The sequence below is a fragment of the Streptomyces sp. NPDC028298 genome (assembly GCF_055565895.1).
This window is the reverse complement of sequence record NZ_JBVHTL010000001.1, coordinates 80,529-97,962: the sequence shown is the minus strand read 5'-3', so window position 1 is coordinate 97,962 and position 17,434 is coordinate 80,529. Positions and strand designations below refer to the sequence as shown.

General features: G+C 72.4%; 18 protein-coding genes. 7 read left to right on the top strand and 11 right to left on the bottom strand.

What is annotated here, in order from left to right:
• Positions 1-61 precede the first annotated feature (61 nt).
• Positions 62-1,573: a serine/threonine-protein kinase gene (locus ACZ4TO_RS00445; protein WP_468022957.1), complete on the top strand. Its 1,512-nt coding sequence runs from the start codon at positions 62-64 to the stop codon at positions 1,571-1,573.
• A gap of 12 nt (positions 1,574-1,585) precedes the next feature.
• On the opposite strand, the gene ACZ4TO_RS00440 is transcribed toward ACZ4TO_RS00445, so the two are convergent.
• On the bottom strand, positions 1,586-2,830 hold the full coding sequence (locus ACZ4TO_RS00440; protein ID WP_468022956.1) for an MFS transporter: 1,245 nt from the start codon (positions 2,828-2,830) through the stop codon (positions 1,586-1,588).
• A 160-nt stretch (positions 2,831-2,990) separates the two neighbouring features.
• Here ACZ4TO_RS00440 and ACZ4TO_RS00435 point away from each other — a divergent pair, with 160 nt between their 5' ends.
• Complete coding sequence (locus ACZ4TO_RS00435; RefSeq protein WP_468022955.1) at positions 2,991-3,953, top strand: LysR family transcriptional regulator; 963 nt, start codon at positions 2,991-2,993, stop codon at positions 3,951-3,953.
• Between the two features lie 20 nt (positions 3,954-3,973).
• On the opposite strand, the gene ACZ4TO_RS00430 is transcribed toward ACZ4TO_RS00435, so the two are convergent.
• Together ACZ4TO_RS00430 and ACZ4TO_RS00425 are read right to left on the bottom strand one after the other, a co-directional pair.
• The gene (locus tag ACZ4TO_RS00430) at positions 3,974-4,843 is read right to left on the bottom strand and encodes an SDR family oxidoreductase (RefSeq protein WP_382784669.1); all 870 of its coding nucleotides are present in this window, start codon (positions 4,841-4,843) and stop codon (positions 3,974-3,976) included.
• Positions 4,844-4,991: 148 nt separating this feature from the next.
• Complete coding sequence (locus tag ACZ4TO_RS00425) at positions 4,992-5,522, bottom strand: hypothetical protein (protein ID WP_468022954.1); 531 nt, start codon at positions 5,520-5,522, stop codon at positions 4,992-4,994.
• Between the two features lie 156 nt (positions 5,523-5,678).
• Between ACZ4TO_RS00425 and ACZ4TO_RS00420 the strand changes: the two genes are divergently transcribed.
• Positions 5,679-6,200, top strand: a complete 522-nt coding sequence (locus ACZ4TO_RS00420; protein WP_468022953.1) for a hypothetical protein — start codon at positions 5,679-5,681, stop codon at positions 6,198-6,200.
• A 147-nt stretch (positions 6,201-6,347) separates the two neighbouring features.
• On the opposite strand, the gene rph is transcribed toward ACZ4TO_RS00420, so the two are convergent.
• Together rph and ACZ4TO_RS00410 are read right to left on the bottom strand one after the other, a co-directional pair.
• Positions 6,348-8,984: a rifamycin-inactivating phosphotransferase gene (rph, locus tag ACZ4TO_RS00415; RefSeq protein ID WP_468022952.1), complete on the bottom strand. Its 2,637-nt coding sequence runs from the start codon at positions 8,982-8,984 to the stop codon at positions 6,348-6,350.
• Between the two features lie 298 nt (positions 8,985-9,282).
• Complete coding sequence (locus ACZ4TO_RS00410; RefSeq protein ID WP_451075245.1) at positions 9,283-10,410, bottom strand: MerR family transcriptional regulator; 1,128 nt, start codon at positions 10,408-10,410, stop codon at positions 9,283-9,285.
• A gap of 221 nt (positions 10,411-10,631) precedes the next feature.
• On the opposite strand from ACZ4TO_RS00410, the gene ACZ4TO_RS00405 reads away from it, so the two are divergent.
• Complete coding sequence (locus tag ACZ4TO_RS00405) at positions 10,632-11,072, top strand: hypothetical protein (RefSeq protein WP_382784685.1); 441 nt, start codon at positions 10,632-10,634, stop codon at positions 11,070-11,072.
• Between the two features lie 28 nt (positions 11,073-11,100).
• A complete protein-coding gene (locus tag ACZ4TO_RS00400; protein WP_468022951.1) occupies positions 11,101-11,604 on the top strand; it encodes a hypothetical protein in 504 nt (167 codons plus the stop codon).
• A gap of 40 nt (positions 11,605-11,644) precedes the next feature.
• On the opposite strand, the gene ACZ4TO_RS00395 is transcribed toward ACZ4TO_RS00400, so the two are convergent.
• From ACZ4TO_RS00395 to ACZ4TO_RS00385, 3 genes are read right to left on the bottom strand one after another with little or no spacing between them, the layout of a single operon-like run.
• The gene (locus ACZ4TO_RS00395) at positions 11,645-11,950 is read right to left on the bottom strand and encodes a hypothetical protein (protein WP_451075247.1); all 306 of its coding nucleotides are present in this window, start codon (positions 11,948-11,950) and stop codon (positions 11,645-11,647) included.
• A gap of 40 nt (positions 11,951-11,990) precedes the next feature.
• A complete protein-coding gene (locus ACZ4TO_RS00390; protein ID WP_468022950.1) occupies positions 11,991-12,689 on the bottom strand; it encodes a VOC family protein in 699 nt (232 codons plus the stop codon).
• 50 nt (positions 12,690-12,739) lie between these two features.
• The gene (locus tag ACZ4TO_RS00385) at positions 12,740-13,282 is read right to left on the bottom strand and encodes a MarR family winged helix-turn-helix transcriptional regulator (RefSeq protein ID WP_468022949.1); all 543 of its coding nucleotides are present in this window, start codon (positions 13,280-13,282) and stop codon (positions 12,740-12,742) included.
• 39 nt (positions 13,283-13,321) lie between these two features.
• Here ACZ4TO_RS00385 and ACZ4TO_RS00380 point away from each other — a divergent pair, with 39 nt between their 5' ends.
• Complete coding sequence (locus tag ACZ4TO_RS00380; RefSeq protein WP_468022948.1) at positions 13,322-14,245, top strand: EamA family transporter; 924 nt, start codon at positions 13,322-13,324, stop codon at positions 14,243-14,245.
• A gap of 136 nt (positions 14,246-14,381) precedes the next feature.
• Here ACZ4TO_RS00380 and ACZ4TO_RS00375 read toward each other — a convergent pair whose 3' ends face one another.
• On the bottom strand, positions 14,382-15,098 hold the full coding sequence (locus tag ACZ4TO_RS00375) for a VOC family protein (protein ID WP_468022947.1): 717 nt from the start codon (positions 15,096-15,098) through the stop codon (positions 14,382-14,384).
• A gap of 155 nt (positions 15,099-15,253) precedes the next feature.
• On the opposite strand from ACZ4TO_RS00375, the gene ACZ4TO_RS00370 reads away from it, so the two are divergent.
• Positions 15,254-16,159 (top strand): hypothetical protein, encoded by a 906-nt coding sequence (locus ACZ4TO_RS00370; RefSeq protein ID WP_468022946.1) that lies wholly within the window; start codon positions 15,254-15,256, stop codon positions 16,157-16,159.
• On the opposite strand, the gene ACZ4TO_RS00365 is transcribed toward ACZ4TO_RS00370, so the two are convergent.
• Positions 16,137-17,054, bottom strand: a complete 918-nt coding sequence (locus ACZ4TO_RS00365) for a phosphotransferase (protein ID WP_468022945.1) — start codon at positions 17,052-17,054, stop codon at positions 16,137-16,139. The genes ACZ4TO_RS00370 and ACZ4TO_RS00365 overlap by 23 nt on opposite strands.
• 47 nt (positions 17,055-17,101) lie before the next feature.
• The gene (locus ACZ4TO_RS00360) at positions 17,102-17,419 is read right to left on the bottom strand and encodes a DUF6221 family protein (protein WP_468022944.1); all 318 of its coding nucleotides are present in this window, start codon (positions 17,417-17,419) and stop codon (positions 17,102-17,104) included.
• Positions 17,420-17,434 lie beyond the last annotated feature (15 nt).

Genomic DNA, 17,434 nt, shown 5'->3' with positions numbered 1-17,434 from the left:
CGGGCGTACCGGTGACGGGAACCGGGTCTCGGCCTTCGTCTCCTGCCTTAACCTGACGCGTATGAACGCACCGGGGGACATGATCGACGAGCGCTTCGAGTTAATCGATCGGCTGGGCAGCGGGGGTATGGGCACGGTGTGGCGGGCCCGCGACACCGTGCTGGACCGGGACGTCGCCCTCAAAGCCGTACATCCGGAGGCGGAGGCGTCCCAGGCGGTCCGCGAACGGGTCATGCGCGAGGCGAAGGCCCTGGCACGGCTCAGCAATCCGCACGTGGTGACCGTCCACCAGATCGTCGACACACAGCCCCACCCGTGGATCGTGATGGAGCTGGTGCCCGGCCGGTCGTTGCAAGAACGCCTGTCCGACGGGTTGTTGAGCCCGGTGGAGAGCGCGCGCATCGGCCGGCAGGTGCTCGCCGCCCTGCGAGTCGCCCACGCGGCGGGCATTCAGCACCGGGACGTCAAGCCGGCCAACGTCCTGCTCCGTCCCGACGGCCAGGCCGTGCTCACGGACTTCGGCATCGCCGCGCTCCAGGGCGCGACCGCCCTCACGGTCACCGGTGAACTCGTCGGCTCTCCCGAGTACATGGCCCCCGAGCGCATCCGCGGCCACGGCGACGACCCGGCCTCCGACCTGTGGTCCCTCGGGCTGCTCCTGTACGTGTGCGTGGAGGGTGTCAGCCCGCTCCGCCGAGTGAGCACGCTCGCCACCCTGGCCGCCGTCCTCGACGACCCGGTTCCGCCGCCCGTGCGCTCCGGCCCCCTCTCCGAGGTCCTGCAGTCCCTCCTCGTACGCGACCCGGCCGCCCGCCCCGACGGCGCGCGCCTGGACGCGATGCTGGCGCAGGTCGAGTCGGGCGCCTCACCGCGGTGGGACCCGCCGACCCTGACCGCGGCGTCGATCCCGGCCCCGCCCGTCCTGACACCGCCCGTCCCCGCCCCATCCTTTCCGGCCCCGTCCTTCCCGGCTCCGCTCACCCTGCCGGATTCCCCGGTCCCCGGACCTCCGCACCGGAATCGCGGAGCCGTCATCGCCGTCGCGCTCACCCTGACCGTCGTCGCGATCACCGCTCTGGTGCTCACCCTCGGCCCGTTCGGCGGCGACAAGCCCTCCGACCGGGCAGCGGGCTCCACGCCGAGCACGTCCGCCGCACCCGCCACCACACCGCAGAGTTCGCAGCCGCAGCGGAGTCCGAGTCCCGTCGCCGCGCCCAGTGACGTGGTGGCGTCGAGTCCCGCCCGTGGTGACGTGGTGGCGTCCACCCCCGCACGTCCCGAGGTGTCGTCGCCCGCTCCGGCGGCGTCCGGTCGCTGGATCGCCCAGCTCTCCTCCGAACCCTTCTCCGCGGGTACCGCGTCCCGCGACCGGCATCTCGCGGACATCCGCCTCTCGGTACCGGAAGCGCTCGTGCTGCGCAGCGACGACTACGCGCCCCTGCGCCCGGGCTACTGGGTGATCTACGCGCCCGGTCCGTTCGCCGACAACAGCGCGGCCCTCGCGTTCTGCGCGGAACGCGGCCGCACGACCACCAACAGCTGCATCGGCCGCTACATCAAGGGGCGTGGCTGAGCCGACACCGTTTCAGACGTGCCCCGGTGCCGCCTCCGTGGTCGCCGGGTTCGCCCGCGTGTGCCGGGGGAGGAGCAGCGGGGTCGCCAGCAGGAGCACGCCGGCCAGGGCGATGGCCGTGCGCGGGCCGAGCAGGGCGCCCAGTACGCCCCACAGGGCCGTCAGGAGCGCGGTCGCGCCCTTGGTCGTGACCGCCCAGGCGGTCAGCGTGCGGGCGACCCGGTCCGTCGCGGTGCGTTCGAGGCGGTAGGTGGAGCACACGGGGTTGAAGACCCCGCAGCAGAAGATGAGCCCGAGCTCGACGCCCGTCACCAGCAGCAGTCCGCCGGTGCCCGGTCCCAGGAAGGCCAGGCCGAGCGGCCAGACGGCGCGCAGCGCCCCGGACGTGACCAGGACCCGAGTCTGTCCGAACCGGGTGACCAGCGGCCGGGCCAGCCGTGATCCGAGCAGGCCGCCGATCGAGGGAGCGGCGAAGGCGAGGCCGTACTGCCAGGGCGCGAACCCGAGCCGGCCGAGCATCAGGACGGCCAGCAGCGGCTGGGCGGCCATCACCAGGCCGTTGAACAGGGCCGTGTTGAAGAACAGCGGACGCAGGGTGGGGTCGGCGAGGATGTACCGCCAGCCGTCGAGCAGGTCCGAGGCCCGCGGTCGCGCGGCCGCCCGGCGTTCGGGCCGCGGCTCGTGGCCGCCCGTCGCGCGGACGCCCAGGGCGGAGAGCAGGTAGCTGACCCCGTCGGCCACCACCGTCGCCACCGGACCGAGAAGCCCGATCGCCGCGCCGCCCAGGGGTGGTCCCACGATCGTGGTCGTCCAGGCCGTCGACTCGAACCGGGCGCCCGCGACCAGCAGGTCCTCCGCCGCCACCAGCGTCTTCAGATAGGCGCCGGAGGCGGCACGGAAGGCGATGTCGGCCGCGGCGACGACGATCGAGACGAGCAGGAGCTGTACGAAGGTGAGCACACCGAGCGCGAACGCGGCGGGGATCGTCAGCAGCGCCGCGAACCGCACCAGGTCCATCGCCACGAGCACCGGCCGCTTGCGCCGGAACTCCATCCACGGGCCCAGCGGAACCGCCATGGCCGCGCCCACGGCCGCCCCCAGGGAGGCGAGCAGGGCGACCTCGGCCGCGCTCGCGTTCAGCACCCGGATGGCGATCAGCTCGAACGAGCCGAAGGCGAGCCAGGTGCCGAGCGCGCTCGTCCCGTACGCGGCCCAGAGCCACCCGAACGGCCGCCCCAGCCGATGCCCGCTCCTCATGCCCGACAGCCCTCGCACCGCGTCCCTCTCACCTCGCCCCTCGTCCCGCGCCGCACGACCGGTCCGCGTGCGAGGACATCAAAGCGAGCGCCGTGACCGGGGATCAAACAACCGCGTGACCGCGCGCCACAACCAACGGTTGTAGGGCTAGGGTGGGCCCGTGGACCTCGACACCGTCCGGACGTTCGTCGCCGTCGCCGACGCGGGGCAGTTCCAGGAGGCAGCCGCCGAGCTGGCGGTCACCCAGCAGGCCGTCTCCAAACGCGTCGCCGTGCTGGAGCGGACCCTCGGGGTGCGCCTGTTCACGCGCACCCCGCGAGGCGCCGAGCTCACCATCGACGGCCAGGCGTTCCTGCCCCACGCGCGTGAGCTGCTGCGTGTCTCCGAACGCGCTGTCGCGTCCGTGCGCACCGGCCGCCGTCCCCTGCGCGTCGACATCATCGCCTCACGCGGGGCGGGCTCCGGCCTGATGCGCGGCTTCCACCGCACGCACCCCGAGGTCGACCTCGACGTGGTGATGCTGTTCGAGATCGACACGGCCGTCGCCGCCATCCGGTCCGGTGCGATCGACGCGTCCTTCCGCGCCGTCTCCGTGCCGGGCCGGCCCCTGCCCGAGGACATCGAGTCGGTACGCGTGCTCGACGAGCCGCTCCACCTGCTCACCGGCCCCGCCCACGCGCTGGCCGGGGCCCCTTCGGTCACCGTCGCCGAGCTCGCCGGTCACCGGATCTGGATGCCGGGCATCGTCCCCGGGACCGAGTGGGCCGCGTACTACGACGACCTCGCCGCCGAGTTCGGGCTCACCATCGAGGCGACCGGTCCCAACTTCGGCTCCGACGCGCTCCTCGACACCGTCGCCGACACCCCGGCGCTCGCCACGTTCATGGGCGAGCGCACCCTGCCCGGGCTGTCGCCGGGAGGTGCCCCCGGCACCTGGCGCGACGAGCGCGGCCTGCGGCTGATCCCGGTGACCGATCCGACCCCCGTCTACCCGCACTCGCTCCTATGGCACCGGGACAATCCGAACCCGGCGCTCGCCACGCTCCGCGCCCACCTCGCCGCGCAGACGGCCCGCCACGACGCGGCCGGGACCTGGACGCCGGGCTGGGTGCTCCGGCGCTGAGCGCGGCGGCCGCGCTCGCCTCAAGCGGCAGGGGGTCCGTCGCCCGCCGCCCGCAGGACCTCGTCCAGCGATGTCGCCCGGTGCCCGGTCAGGTCCTCCACGGCGGTGGTCACGGTGGCGAGGGAGCCGTCGGCGATCGCCGTGTAGGTGGACACCCATGCGTCGAGCTGCCAGTCGGGTGCCCCGTACGCCGCCCGGGAGGCGTACGCCTCCTCGGTCGTCTCCGGGACGTAGGTGACCGGGCGGCCGCCGACGGCGGTGAGGACGCGGGCGACGTCCGTGAGGGTGAGTGCCTCAGGTCCCGTGAGCTCGTAGGCGCGGCCGGTGTGCGGACGCGGATCGCGCAGCACCGCCACCGCGGCGTCGGCGATGTCGTCCTGGGCGATCAGGGCCGCTCGGCCGTCACCGGCCGGTCCGCGGATCGCGCCGTCGGCGCCCACGAGAGCGGGCATGAAGTCGGCGTACAGGTTGTCGCGCAGGAAGGTGAAGGGGATCCCGGCGGCGCGGATGTGCTGTTCGGTGTGCCAGTGGTCCCGGGCCAGCGTGAAGGTCGCGTCGGGCGCGGCCCCGTAGAAGGAGATGTACACCAGGTGGGCGACCCCGGCCTGGGCCGCGGCGTCGATGAAGGTGCGGTGGTCCCGCAGCCGGTCGGGGGCCTCCGAGGCCGAGACCATCAGCACCCGGTCGGTGCCACGAAGGGCGGCCATGAGGGCTTCGCGGTCGTCGTAGGAACCCGGTACCGCGACCGCGCCGGGGAGCTGCGGCGCGCGGGAGGGGGTGCGGGACGGCAGGGTCTGGGCGATGCCGGCGGCGGCCAGCCGACGCGCGATACGCCCGCCCAGGCGGCCGGAGGCTCCGGTGATCGCGTAGGTGGCATCGGTGGGAGCCAACGTTCTCCTCCTGGAGCGGGTACGGGGCGCCTGCCGCGCCGGGGGCGCCGACCGCGCCGAGACGGTGGAAGGGGGCGAAGCGGTACGAGACGAGTGTGACGCCGGAGGCCGGCGGACGCGTACGACCCGGCGCACGAGTCGCCTCAGGTCACGCCTCCGGCATGCTCAGCCATCGGCCCGGGTGTCCCGGGGGCAGTTGGAGATCCTCGCGTACGGCCGCGTAGAAGCCCTCGCGGCCGACGCGTTGACGCTCCAGGAGCGCCTGCCACGCCTGTGGGTCGCGGGTGCCCGCGCGCTGGAACCGTTCCATCTCCATCACCACGGTCACCCATTCCCGGGCCCGGTCCACCACTGCGCGGCTGCCCAGCATGAGCAGGGCCTCGCCCGGCGGATCGCGGTCGTCGGTGGCCCGGGCGAGCAGCGGTTCGGCCTCGTCCAGGGGCAACGGGTGCGGATGCGGGTCGTTGCCCAGGTGGGCGGCGACCCGGTAGGTGAGCGTCACCGACTTCTTCAACGACCGCGCGTACTCCGAGTACACGGCGAGGCGCCGCTCCTCCCACCGGCTCGCCCGGTCGCGCTTGAACCGGTCGCGATCGCTGCGCACCAGGGCCAGATAGGAGCCGAGCGCGCCGATCACGACGCCTATGAGAGCCGGGAGTTGCTGAAGAAACGCGGACATGATCGAACCGTACCGAGCGCGGAGTCCGGGTGAGCGACGAGCGGCCGATGAGCTCCTTCATTTTCTCCGTCCTCGGCCCGGGGCCGTCCCGACGGGGGTTCGCTCCCGGGGAGTACACCTGGTGCGGCCGGGGCGGGATGGCCCAAGCTGGCCCGCATGGACTGGTTGCCACTGCTCTCCACCCTGGCCGGGGCCGCGATCGGGATCGGCTCCACCCTCATCGCCGACCGGAACCGGTGGAAGCGCGAGGACGTCAAGGACGGAGTCCGCCTCCGGCTCGACGTCTACACGCAGTACACCACCACCGTGAAAGTCCTCGGTGAGACCCTGCGGGCCCTGGCCGAGCGTCAGCACGCCTCCGACGACGAGCGGGCGCTCGCGCTGCGCGAGGCGTTCAGGGACTCCGGCATAGCCGTCGCGTCGGAACGGATGTGGCTCACGGCGCCCGAACCCGTCGTCAAGGCCTCCAACAGCGTGTTCCACTGCCTGCGCCACATCTGCGACGGCTACATCGACGGCACCGCCGTCAGCAGTCCGCAGGACCGCGCCCGCTGGGAGGCACGCGGCAAAGCGGCCGCGAGGATGCGCAAGCTGATGCGTGAGGACCTCGGAGTCGGCCCCCTCACCGAACGCCACAGCCCCCTGCTCGACGACTACACCGACCCCGTCGCGCCGTGACGCCGACGGTGGCGCCGACGCCGTGAGGTGACACGCCGGGAAGTGTGCCGTGGTCGCTGACCGGGACCACGGCCTCCTGCGGGGAGAGCCGGCGAGGCCGGTGTTCCCCGCAGGGGCTCGGGTGGATGCACCCGCCGGCGACGTCGGTCAGGACAGGAGCTCGACGTATCCGTCGGTCCCGTGCACACGGATCCGCTGCCCGTCCCGGATCCGCCGGGTGGCCCCCTCCACGCCCACGACGGCCGGCAGCCCGTACTCCCGGGCGATCACCGCGCCGTGGGTCATCAGACCGCCCACCTCCGTCACCAGGCCCGCGACCGCGACGAACAGCGGTGACCAACTGGGGTCGGTGAAGGGGGTGACCAGGATGTCGCCCGGTTCGAGAACGGCGTCCGCCATGTCGAGGATGACGCGGGCCCTGCCCTCGATCGTCCCGGCGGACACGGGCAGGCCGACCAAGGAGCCGTCGGGTGCGTCGTCGCGCCGGTAGGCCCCGTTGAGTGCCTCACCGTCCGAGGTGAGCACCCGGGGCGGGGTGAGCGCCTGGTACGAGCGGAACGCCTCCTTGCGCCGCTGGACGAGCCGGTCGTCCACCCGGTTCGTCCGGACGACCTCGTGCACCTCCTGGAACGTGAGGTAGAAGACGTCCTCCCGCTCGGCGAGCACGCCCGCCCGTACGAGGCGCTCCGCCTCCTCCAGCAGGGCCCGCTTGTAGACGAAGGAGCGGCTGACGATGCCGTACTTCGGGTACTCCCGGTATCCGGCGAAGGCCCGGACCTGGTCGATCATCCGCTTGGTCGCGTCGGCCCTCCGGTCCCCGTCCGGCAGGGCCCGCAGGCGTGAAAGTACGTCCTGTTCCTTTTCCCGCGCCCGGTGCCGCCCCTGCTCGAAACGCCGTTCGGCGGCGCCCTGTTCGAAGTTCCTGACGTTGTCGAGGATCACGGGTACGAGCGTGGCGGGGCGCTCGCGCCAGCGTGGCCGCGTGATGTCGATCTCGCCGACGCAGCGCATGCCGTACCGGTCGAGGTAGGTCTCGATGGCGTCGCGGGCCTCGGTCCCGCCGGGGAGCTTCGGCAGCTCGTCCAGGAAGCCGTCGTCCTCGACGCCTTCCAGGAACGCCACCACCTCCGGCCGTGCGCGGATCACGTCGGCGACGTCGAGCAGGTCCAGGCCCATCTCGGAGGTGATGTTGTCGGGAGCGGACAGGGTGAGCGTGTCGGCCGCGTTCTTCTCGCCCAGCCACTCCAGCAGCTTGTCGTTGAGCCACCAGGTGGCCTCCATCCCCGCCATGATGGCCCGGATGTTCAGCGGATCACCGAGGACCCGCTTGTGCTCCTCGAAGGCCTCCAGCAGGAAGTCGAACAGCGCCGGTCCGGTCTTCGCGCGGATGTCGCGCTCCAGAGCGGCGACGGACGCCCGGCTCCGCTCGACGAGTTCGGTGACGATCGCGGGATCGGCCTCGGCCGGGGTGGACTCGGCGGCCGCCGGGGGCCCGCCGGGAGTCGTGTCGGGGAGCGAGGGAACGAAGTCGTCACGTTCGAGGACGGTCTCCAACGCGCTTCTGACCAGTGGGTCCCCCTTCCCCATGAGGTCCAGGAGGGCGGTCCGGCCGGCGGGTGAGGCCAGGCGCGGGGTCACGTCGACGAAGAGTCTCCCGCCGGCCTCGTGCATGGGCACCATGGCGGTGAGCTGCCACATGGAGTACCCCAGCGGCTTCATGGCGTCGGTCATCATCTGCTGATGGCCGACGGAGACGTAGACGTGGTTCTCCCGGTCGTCGGCCTTCGGGACGGGGAACAGCGTCGTGACGGGCCGGCTCTGCACGATCAGGAAGTCGTCGTCGGCCAGGCACCATTCGATGTCCTGGGGGCAGCCGAAGTGTGCCTCGATCCGCCGTCCCAGGCGTACGAGCCGTACGACCTGCTCATCCGTCAGCGCCGGTCGCTCCTGCCGCCGTGCGTCGATCGCCACTTCCCGCGTACCACCGGCGGGCAGCGCCTCGACGGCACGCTGTTTGGCGCCGATCGTCCTCTCGACGACCTCGTCGTCCCGCACCTTGAAGACATCCGGGTTCACCAGTCCCGAGACCAGTGCCTCGCCGAGACCGAACCCGGCGTCCACGGTGGAGACCTTCCGGTCGCCGGTGACGGGGTCGGCCGTGAACAGGATCCCGGACGCGTCGGGGAACACCATCCGCTGGACGACCAGGGCCATGCGGACCGCGCGGTGGTCGATGCCGTTCCGCCGGCGGTAGGTCACCGCCCGCTCGGTGAACAGGGACGCCCAGCAACGGCTGATGTGCCGCAGGATCTCCGCCGGTCCCACCACATTCAGATACGTGTCCTGCTGACCGGCGAAGGAGGCCGTCGGCAGGTCCTCCGCCGTCGCGCTGGACCGGACGGCGTACGCGGCCCGCTCGTCGCCGTGCCGGGCCAGCGCGCGGGTGATCTCCGCCGCGAGGTCACCCGGGACGGCGATCTCCTCGACGGTCCGGCGGATCCGCGCGCTGAGCGTACGGATCGCCTCCCGGTCGTCCGGTTCCACACCCGACAACGCGTCGAGCTGGTCGTCGAGCGACGGCTCCGCCGCCATGATCCGGCGGAACGCGTCCGTCGTCACACAGAAACCGGCCGGCACACGGACGCCTTCGATCTCCCACAGCCCGCCCAGATGCGCGCCCTTGCCGCCGACGACCGCGATGCTTGTCCGGTCCGCCTCTCGAAGATCCAGCACGTACCGCTCGTGCCGTTCGTACCGCTCGTGTCGTCCGAGCTGCTCTGTCATCGTGATGCCTCCGGGGCGGCCGTGCCGTGTCGTCCTGCGTCGTCCGGTCACTGGCGCCCCCGCTCTGTCGAACCTCTTGCCGAACACGTCGTCATCCCTCGTTGCCTTCCCGCTGACGCGGCGTCCGGCCGCTCCGCCAGTCGGGCGGCGCGCGCCCCGCGCCTTCGCGGGCCGGGGCACAGAGCGACGATTGTGCGCGCCGACCGGGGCCTTGCGGCAAGCCCCCCAGTGCGCTATACCTTGAGACAGGCAAGGAGAGGGCTCTCCTTGCCTTTGTCGTTTCCGCGCTCCCGTCGTCTCAGGCCACGAGCAGGCGGAGTCCGAGTTCCGCCGCGTCGAGGGCGACGAGGTCGCGGTTGCGTTCGGCCCACCGGCCCGAGGACAGGTCGTCGCGCAGTCGTGTCACGGCCCGCCGCTCGGCCTCCGGCCCGACCCTGGTCCATACGGACACCGCGCGGCGCACGGACTCCTCCAGATACGCCTCGGGCCTGCGCCAATACGCCTCGAAGAATCCGTCGGCACAGTCCCACGGGATGAGCACCGGCTCCGCCCGGCCCCCGATCGCGTCGGTCAGGTCGGCCAGCGAGGGCCAGTCGGTCAGCAGGTCGGCGAACTCGGGCAGATAGTCGCGGATGAGCCAGAACCGCTCGCGCCAGGCCGGGCTCCCGGCGTCGTACGTGACCACCACCACGCGCCGGGCCACGCGCCGCATCTCGCGCAGCCCGGCGATCGGGTCCCGCCAGTGATGGACGGTGCTGAACGCCATCGCCGCGTCGAAGGATCGGTCCTCGAACGGGAGGTTCTCCGCGCTCGCGGCCACACAGCGCGCGGCGTCCGCGGGGCGCTGGGCCCGCATGACCGCCGACGGTTCCACGGCGGTCACCTCGCGGTCCGAGGGTTCGTACGAGCCGGTGCCGGCGCCGACGTTCAGCACCGTCCGGGCGTCCCCGAGCGCCTCCCAGACCCGTGCGGCGATCCGCGGCTCGGTCCGCCGGGTCGCCGGGTACGCGGACCCGATGACGTCGTACAACGTGGCTCCGAACATGGTCAGTTGGTCCTCCGGTGTCGTCCTGATCCCCATGGCCCGTGCCTCCAGTTCCCTGTCTATCGCCGTCACCATGGCCGCCGCGCGGTCCCGTTGGTCCAGCAGCAGGCCGCGCAACCGGTGCAGGTGCGCGACCGTGTCGGTGGCCGGGTCGTCGACCAGATCCGCGATCTCCCGCAGTCCGAAGCCCAGCCGCCGGTAGGCGAGCACCTCGCGCAGCCGCTCCACGTCGGCCGCCGCGTAGGCCCGGTATCCGACCGCGGTCCGCGCGGACGGCCGTACGAGGCCGATCTCGTCGTAGTGATGCAGCGTGCGGACGCTCACGCCGGCCAGCTCCGCCACGCGTCCCACGGTCAGGTGTTCCTCCACGCCACCGACCATGCGGCATCACGTCGCGTGAGGGTCAAGACCGGGGCGACGGATACGGTCTTGTCAACGCGGGTGCGGAGCTTGATAGTTGACCCGTTCCACGGTGATCCGCTCCATCGGGGTGGTACCGATGACCGTGGGAGTGGTAGCGACGACCGGGGGGCAGCATGACGCGGGGTGCCGGGATCACGGCGGAACTCGGTGACAGACGGGGGAGTTACCCGATAGCCGGTGTGACGGGCGCTGTTCTGCAGATGTTCCGGCGCCTGACCGTGCTGTTCGTTCTCGTCTTTCTGGGATTCCTGATCTTCAAGAGGCCTCATGGTGGGCTCTCCAAGGGGCTGATCGCGACAGCCGTGATCCTGGGCCTGATCGGGCTGCGGATCGCCTGGGGCCGGCTGTCCGCGCGGGCCGGGTTGCGCCTGTGCCACATCCACACCGGCGGTCTCGCCGTCACGGGACTGTTCGGCCAGGTGAAGCACGTCGTTCCCTGGGACCGGGTCACCGTGCTGACGCACATGTCGAACCTGTCGCCCCTGCTCACCTTCCACCGGTTCGAACTGGTGCGGCGCGACGCCAGGACCGTGGCGATCCTTGTCCTCCAGGCGAATCCGGAGTTCGTCCCGGCCCTGAAGCGAGCCTCCGAGCTGGGCGGCCTGCGCCAGGGCCGATGAGCCGGTCATGGAAGTGGGAGTCGGGCGCATGGAAACCATCCCGCTGAGCCGAGGCGACCTGCGGTGGGTCTTTCCGGAGGTGCCGGAACCCGAAGCGGTCCGCGGAGCCCTGGCCGAGGCCGACGCACGTGTCCGGGACCTGGCCCGGCACCTCGGTGCGCGCGAGGGCGGGACCGGCGACGGCCTCGTGTTCCGGCGGACCGGGGGCGTCGTGGCGGCGGGGCTCTTCGCAGCCGCCGAGGCGGAGGGAGTCGGATTCACCGCCGACCTGTGCTTTCCGCGCCGGTGCCTCTGGGACCTGACATGGGGTCCGCCGTGGGAGGTCGAGGCGGAGATCATGGTCCTGTGCGACCAGGTGCCGGACTGCGGCGGCCATACGCTCGCCGCGAGGGCGGAGACCTTCACGACGCCGCTCGAAGCCGCCCGAGGCCTGGCGGAGGCGACCGCCTGGCTCCTCGAACACGGACGCGCCGCGTCCCCGGCCTCCTGGCGGTCCCGGGACGACGCCCGTTGCCAGGAGGTCGGGCCCTAGCCTGCGGGCCGACGGTCGGGTCGATCCCGGCTGGTCCGTGTCAGGAACGCGTCGGCAGCGAGGCGTCGGGCGTCCGGTCGACGAGGAAGAGTCTGAGGCGGCACTCGTCCTCCGCCTCGACGCCCACCCGCAGGCCCCAGTGGGCGGAGAGGCGCTGCGCCACGTCGACCAGCCGACGGCGGTCCTGACGGGTATGGGCGGGGTATCTGGCCCATCCCACGTCGGCGATCCTGTTGCCGAGCTCGGTGAACAGCAGGGCCCGGAAGCGCGCCTCCTCCTCGGCGGAGAGCGGTTCGGGCGCGTCCTTGGCGGGCCGCGTCCGGACGTTGTACAGGTCTCGTATCACCGCTGGGCTCGCCCTTCGCTCCGGATCCGTTCGCGCGAGACTATCGCTGTCCGGCGGCCGGCTCGGGGGGACCGGCCACGCCGACGCAGGCCTCGTTGCCCTCGGGGTCGGCCAGTACCCGGTTCGAGGGGGCGTCGACGTCGCTCACCAGGCGCCCGCCCGCCGCCAGGGCCGCGGCGATCCGTGCCTCGGCCTCGTCGTACGGCAGCCATACGTCGACGTGGACCCGGTTGCGCTGCGGCCTCGGGGCGTCCATCGCCTGGAAGTAGAACGGCGCTCCGCGGCCGCCCGGGTCGACCAGGTCCTCGCCGCTGCCCGCGCGATCCCGGTAACCGAGCAGGGCACGCCAGAACGGCACCACGCCGGGAACGGAGAGCGCGTCCACGGTGACCTGCACGGTCTGGACGGCGGAGGGGTCGGCCGTGATGTCCAGCGAGCGCGCGAGCGCGGAGATCTGCCCGGCGAGGTCGATGTGCCGCTCGGTCAGTCCGTAGTAGTCGTCCGTGAGCGTGATCAGCCGTACGGTCACCCCCTCCCGGCGCAGGTCGACGTCCGGGTGGTCGTCAAGGACTCCCGGCAACTCGCCGATGGCCCGTACGAGTTGGGCGCCGACCGCGAACGACCCGGTCCGGAAGTAGGCGCACGCCCCCTCGCCGAGCACACGCCAGTCCTCGAGGCCGGCGGTCTCGTGGAAGCGCTGCGGCCTGATGGGTCCGGTCCTGTTCTCACCCTCGATCATGCCGCCAACGTAGCGTGCGGCGCCGACAGTCCCCGCCCGGCGGCCTCCCCTCACTCGCCGACAGGAGCGCGCGGATCGTCCATGCGGGCGAGCCAGGTGGCGAGCAGGGTCTCCAGCGACGCGGCCTCGGTCGCCGTGAGCGCGTCCAGCAGATGCCGTTCGTTGCGCATGTGGTCGGTGAAGGCCTGGTCGATCAGGTCGCGTCCGGGTCCGGTGAGGGCGACGATCCGGCCGCGCTGGTCGTCGTCGGAACGGCGGCGGGTGACGAGCCCGGCCCGCTCCAGGCGGTCGATCCGCTTCGTCATCGCGCCGGTGGTGACCATGGTGTGGGCGGCGAGTTCCCCGGGCGCCCGTTCGTAGGGCTCACCGGCCCGGCGCAGTGCGCACAGGACGTCGAACTCGCCCTCGCTCAATCCGTAGCGGTCGTACACGAGACGCAGCTCCTCGGTGAGCCGGCCGGCCAGGCGGTGCAACCGGCCGATCACTCCCTGTGGCGTGATGTCGAGGTCGGGTCGCTCGCGGCGCCATTCCGCCTGGATGTGGGCCACGCGGTCCCGGGATCCACCGTGCTCGTGGGATTCACCATGCTCCATGGCTTCATATTAGCTTCCCAGGAAGTTATATTAGCTTCCATGGAAGCTAATATGCGGTGGGTGGCCCTGACCGCGGTCGCACCGGTGGCCTGGGGAGCCAATTACTTCGTGACGCACGAGTTCCTGCCGGCCGACCGGCCCCTCTACGGGGCCGCCCTGCGGGCTCTGCCGGCAGGCCTCGTCCTGCTCGCCCTGTGCCGACGACTGCCGCACGGCGCGTGGTGGTGGCGGTCCGCGGTGCTCGGGCTGCTCAACATGAGCGTGTTCTTCGTCCTCGTCTACGCCGCTTCCCAGCTCCTGCCGACGAGCGTGGCCTCGACCGTCATGGCGGTGGCCCCGCTGACGATGATGCTCATGGCCTGGCCCCTGGTGTCCGAGCGGCCCCGGGGCGCCCATCTGGCCGGCGCCGCGATCGGACTCGGAGGGGTCTGCCTCATGCTGCTCTCCGGCGTGGGCGCGGTGAGCGTCCCGGGAGTCCTCGCCTCGGGCGCCGCGATGCTGGTGTCCTCCTTCGGGTTCATCCTGGCCAAGCGGTGGAGCGCCGGTGTCGACGTGCTCGCCTCCACCGCCTGGCAGCTCACCGCCGGAGGCCTGTTCCTGCTCCCCGTCGCCGCGGTCGTGGAAGGCACCCCGCCCGCGCTCTCCGCACCGACGGCCCTCGCGTACGGCTACGTCACCCTGATAGCCACCGCGCTGGCCTTCGCCGCCTGGTTCACCGGGCTGCGGCATCTGCCCACCGGGACGGTCGGACTCGTCGGACTGCTCAATCCCGTCACCGGCGTCCTGCTCGGCACGGTGGTCGCGAACGAGGCGATGACCGTGCAGCAACTGGGCGGACTGGTCCTGGTCCTGGCCGGCGTCGTCCTCGGCCGGCCCCGGCGCGCCGCCCGGCAGGTCGCGGTTCAGGGGTCACCACAGGCGAGCCCCGCGAGGGAGCCGCGACCGGGGGCAGCACGCCGGTGAGCCGGCCGGAACGCTGAGGGGCGTACGCCGCGCGGTGCGGGGTCGGCGAACGCCCTGCGCGGGGAGCCGGAAGACGAACAGCGGCTCCGGGTCGTTCCTGTTGCCGTTGCCGTTGCCGTTGCCGTTGCCGTTGCCGCTACCGACGTACGACGAACTCGTTCCCGTCGGGGTCGAGCAGCAGGACGCGGTCGCCGGGGCCCTCGCCGGTGGACGTCCGTGTCGCGCCGAGCGAGACGAGACGGGCGACCTCGCCTTCCAGGTCGGTGCCCGCGGGGAGCGCGAGCTCGAAGAACAGCCTGTTCGTGCCCGTCTTCGGTGCCACCGGGGGACCGCCCCAGGTGATCTTCGTACCACCGTCCGGCGACTGGATCGCGGTCTCCTGGTCCTGGTCCCAGACCAGGGGCCACTGCAGCACCTCGCTCCAGAAGTAGCCGACCTCCTGGGTGCCGTCGCCGGCGAGCGCGCCGATGACTCCGGTGTCGGCGAGGAACTTGTTGCCCGCCTCGATCACGCAGAACTCGTTGCCGTCGGGATCGGCCAGCACCACGTGTCCCTCTTCAGGGAGTTGGCCCACGTCGAGGTGATCGCCACCGAGTTCCAGAGCCCGAGCGACCGTCCGCCGCTGATCCTCCGGGGTGGCGCTCGTCAGGTCGAAGTGCGCCCGGTTCCGGCCGGTCCTGGGTTCCTGGCTCGGCAGGAAGCGGATACGGAACCCGGTTCCCTCGGGCGGCAGGATCGCGACGTCGTCGTCCTGGCCGTCGGCCGGCCGCCAGCCCAGGACACCGGACCAGAACCGCGCCAGGTCCGAGGGCCGGGTGGCGTTGAAGCAGATCGCGAACAGTCGACTGGTCATACGTGGGCAACTCCGATTCGCTGACGGTCGATTGGACGCGCTGCGCTCCGCGCGCGTGCAGCATAGGGAGGACCGTGCGGGAACCGCATCCGAGTTTTCCGTACGTCGTGGCCGGCCGAAGCGGGCCGGTCGCGACGGTGTGACACCATCCCACCGTGGCCGATCACCTGGAAGACGTGGACTGGTCCGGGCTCTTCCATGCCGAGGGGCGGGCCTCCGACACCCCGCGCCGCCTGTCCGCACTCCTCGCCGACGACGCGGACGCGTTCGTCGACGGGTACACGCACCTGTGGTCGACGACGCTCCGCCGGGAGGGCAAGGCCTGGCCCGCGACGGCGCCCACCGCGCTGCTGGTCGCCGAACTCCTGGACGATCCGCGCCTGGGGGCCGACGACCCCTCCATGCCGGACGCGATGCTCGCCTACCTGTACGCGGTCGGCGTCGCGGCCGACCTCGGCGAGCGGGCGCCGCGGATCCGTGCCCGGACGGAGGAGCGTGCGGCGGAGCTGCGGGCCTGGACCGACGCCTATCTCGCGGCCGACGCCGACGCGCGGGCCCGCATGTGGCGGGACGGCACGGGCCGGGGCGAACTCGTCCTCGACCGGGCGGCGCTCGCCTGCTTCGACCTCGTGCCCATGCTCCTGCCGCGCATGTTGCCGCACCTGGCCTCGGAACGTGTCCATCGCAGAACGTGTGCCGCCGCGGCGGTCGGGTCGCTGGCCGCACACCCTGCGGTTGCGGCACAACGCCCTTCCCTGCGGGCCCGGTTGTTGTCGATGGCCCGGGCCGCCGCATCCTCGTACGAGGTGGCGACTCTCTTGATCGCCATCGGCCGGCTCGGCGGCGACACGCGCCCCTGGCTCACCGACCCGCACCCGGGCGTACGTGTCTGCGCGGCCCTCGCTCCCGGCCTCGGCGGCGACGAGACGGCGGAGCGGCTACGGCGCGAACTGGCGGACGAACCGGGCGAGTTCGGCGCGTCCTTCGGCGACATGGCTCCGCCCCTGCAGTTCCAGTCCAAGCCGTACCAGGACCTGCTCAGCCCCGCGGCCGGGCGGTGAGGCGTCGCAGGGAGGCCTGGGCGGGCGGGCCCCAACCTGGCTTGCCTCCGGGGAGCCCGCGGACGCCCGCGTCGGCGATGTGAAGACAGGCGAGAGCCCGCAGCACCGCCCAGCCACGGGCGCGGCGGAGGGTCGCGGGGTCCGGGCTCGGTTCGTAGGCCTCGTGGAAGCGGTCGACGGCTCCGTCCGGCAGCAGGATCCACGCGGCGGCGAGGTCGAAGGCGGGATCGCCGGCGAAGAGGTCGCCGAAGTCGATGACGCCGGACAGGACGCCGTTCGTCGTCACGACGTTGGCCGGGTGCAGGTCGCCGTGGAGCCAGAGACGCGGGCCGGCCCAGTCGGGTGCGGCGGCCGCGTCTTCCCAGACCGCGCGGACGGCGGCCGGGTCGTGGACCAGCCCGAGTTCGGCGGCCGAGGCGAGCGCCCTGGCGAAGGGTTCCGCGGTACCGGCCAACGGGCCCCCGCGGTCCCGGCCCGTCGGGGCCCCCTCGGGAGCGGGCCGATGCAGGGCCGTCAGGAACGCGGCCAGGGCGACGGCGGCCTCCGCCGGGCGTGTCGCCGGGGCGCGGTCGGCGGGTTCGCCGGGCACCCAGGTGGTGACCAGCCAGGGCCGGGGGAACAGTTTGCCGGGCTCACCGAGGTACTGCGGGACGGGCACCGGCAGCGGAAGGCGCGGGGCGAGGAGGGGTACCCAGGCGTGCTCCTTGCGCAGCAGCGCGTCCGCAGATCCTGTCGCCCAGGGCAGCCGCACGGCGAGGTCGTCACCGAGCCGCCACACCTGATTGTCCCAGCCGAGCGCGCCGAGCTTCAGCGGAAGATCCGCCAGACCGGGCCGCTGCTCGCGCAGCAGCGCCCGGATCAAGTCCTCCGTGATGTCCGACTCGGTGAAGGTCATGCGGGCAACGGTAGTTGGGGTGCGGGGGAGGCAGGGCCGCGCCGGTCCTACGGGCGGGCTTCGGGACGCCATTCGTCTCGGTATTCGGGAGCGTCGTGGTAGGCCTGCGCGAGGAGCCTGACCGCTGCTTCGAGGCCGGCCGCCCGACCTGCTTCGAAGGCCTCGGTGTCGTCGGCTCCGGCCGGCCGGTCGACGTGTGCGACGGACGTGTAGAGGTCCGTGACGGCGCGCACCATGTCGAGCATGGGGATCGTGCTGTCGAGCGTCACCTCGGTGCCGGCGGGCGCGAGGGAGGTGAGTGTCACGGTGTTGTGCTCGTCCTCGTCGAGCTTGCTCCGTACGAACCGGATGAGGTCGTCATTCATGACCGTCATCGTGGC

Coding starts and splice junctions, on each gene's coding strand:
- ACZ4TO_RS00410 (WP_451075245.1), bottom strand. CDS start 10,410: ATGGTCGGTGGCGTGGAGGAACACCTGACCGTGGGACGCGTGGCGGAG.
- ACZ4TO_RS00400 (WP_468022951.1), top strand. CDS start 11,101: ATGGAAACCATCCCGCTGAGCCGAGGCGACCTGCGGTGGGTCTTTCCG.
- ACZ4TO_RS00375 (WP_468022947.1), bottom strand. CDS start 15,098: ATGACCAGTCGACTGTTCGCGATCTGCTTCAACGCCACCCGGCCCTCG.
- rph (WP_468022952.1), bottom strand. CDS start 8,984: ATGACAGAGCAGCTCGGACGACACGAGCGGTACGAACGGCACGAGCGG.
- ACZ4TO_RS00385 (WP_468022949.1), bottom strand. CDS start 13,282: ATGGAGCATGGTGAATCCCACGAGCACGGTGGATCCCGGGACCGCGTG.
- ACZ4TO_RS00390 (WP_468022950.1), bottom strand. CDS start 12,689: ATGATCGAGGGTGAGAACAGGACCGGACCCATCAGGCCGCAGCGCTTC.
- ACZ4TO_RS00380 (WP_468022948.1), top strand. CDS start 13,322: ATGGAAGCTAATATGCGGTGGGTGGCCCTGACCGCGGTCGCACCGGTG.
- ACZ4TO_RS00425 (WP_468022954.1), bottom strand. CDS start 5,522: ATGTCCGCGTTTCTTCAGCAACTCCCGGCTCTCATAGGCGTCGTGATC.
- ACZ4TO_RS00365 (WP_468022945.1), bottom strand. CDS start 17,054: ATGACCTTCACCGAGTCGGACATCACGGAGGACTTGATCCGGGCGCTG.
- ACZ4TO_RS00445 (WP_468022957.1), top strand. CDS start 62: ATGAACGCACCGGGGGACATGATCGACGAGCGCTTCGAGTTAATCGAT.
- ACZ4TO_RS00360 (WP_468022944.1), bottom strand. CDS start 17,419: ATGAATGACGACCTCATCCGGTTCGTACGGAGCAAGCTCGACGAGGAC.
- ACZ4TO_RS00440 (WP_468022956.1), bottom strand. CDS start 2,830: ATGAGGAGCGGGCATCGGCTGGGGCGGCCGTTCGGGTGGCTCTGGGCC.
- ACZ4TO_RS00420 (WP_468022953.1), top strand. CDS start 5,679: ATGGACTGGTTGCCACTGCTCTCCACCCTGGCCGGGGCCGCGATCGGG.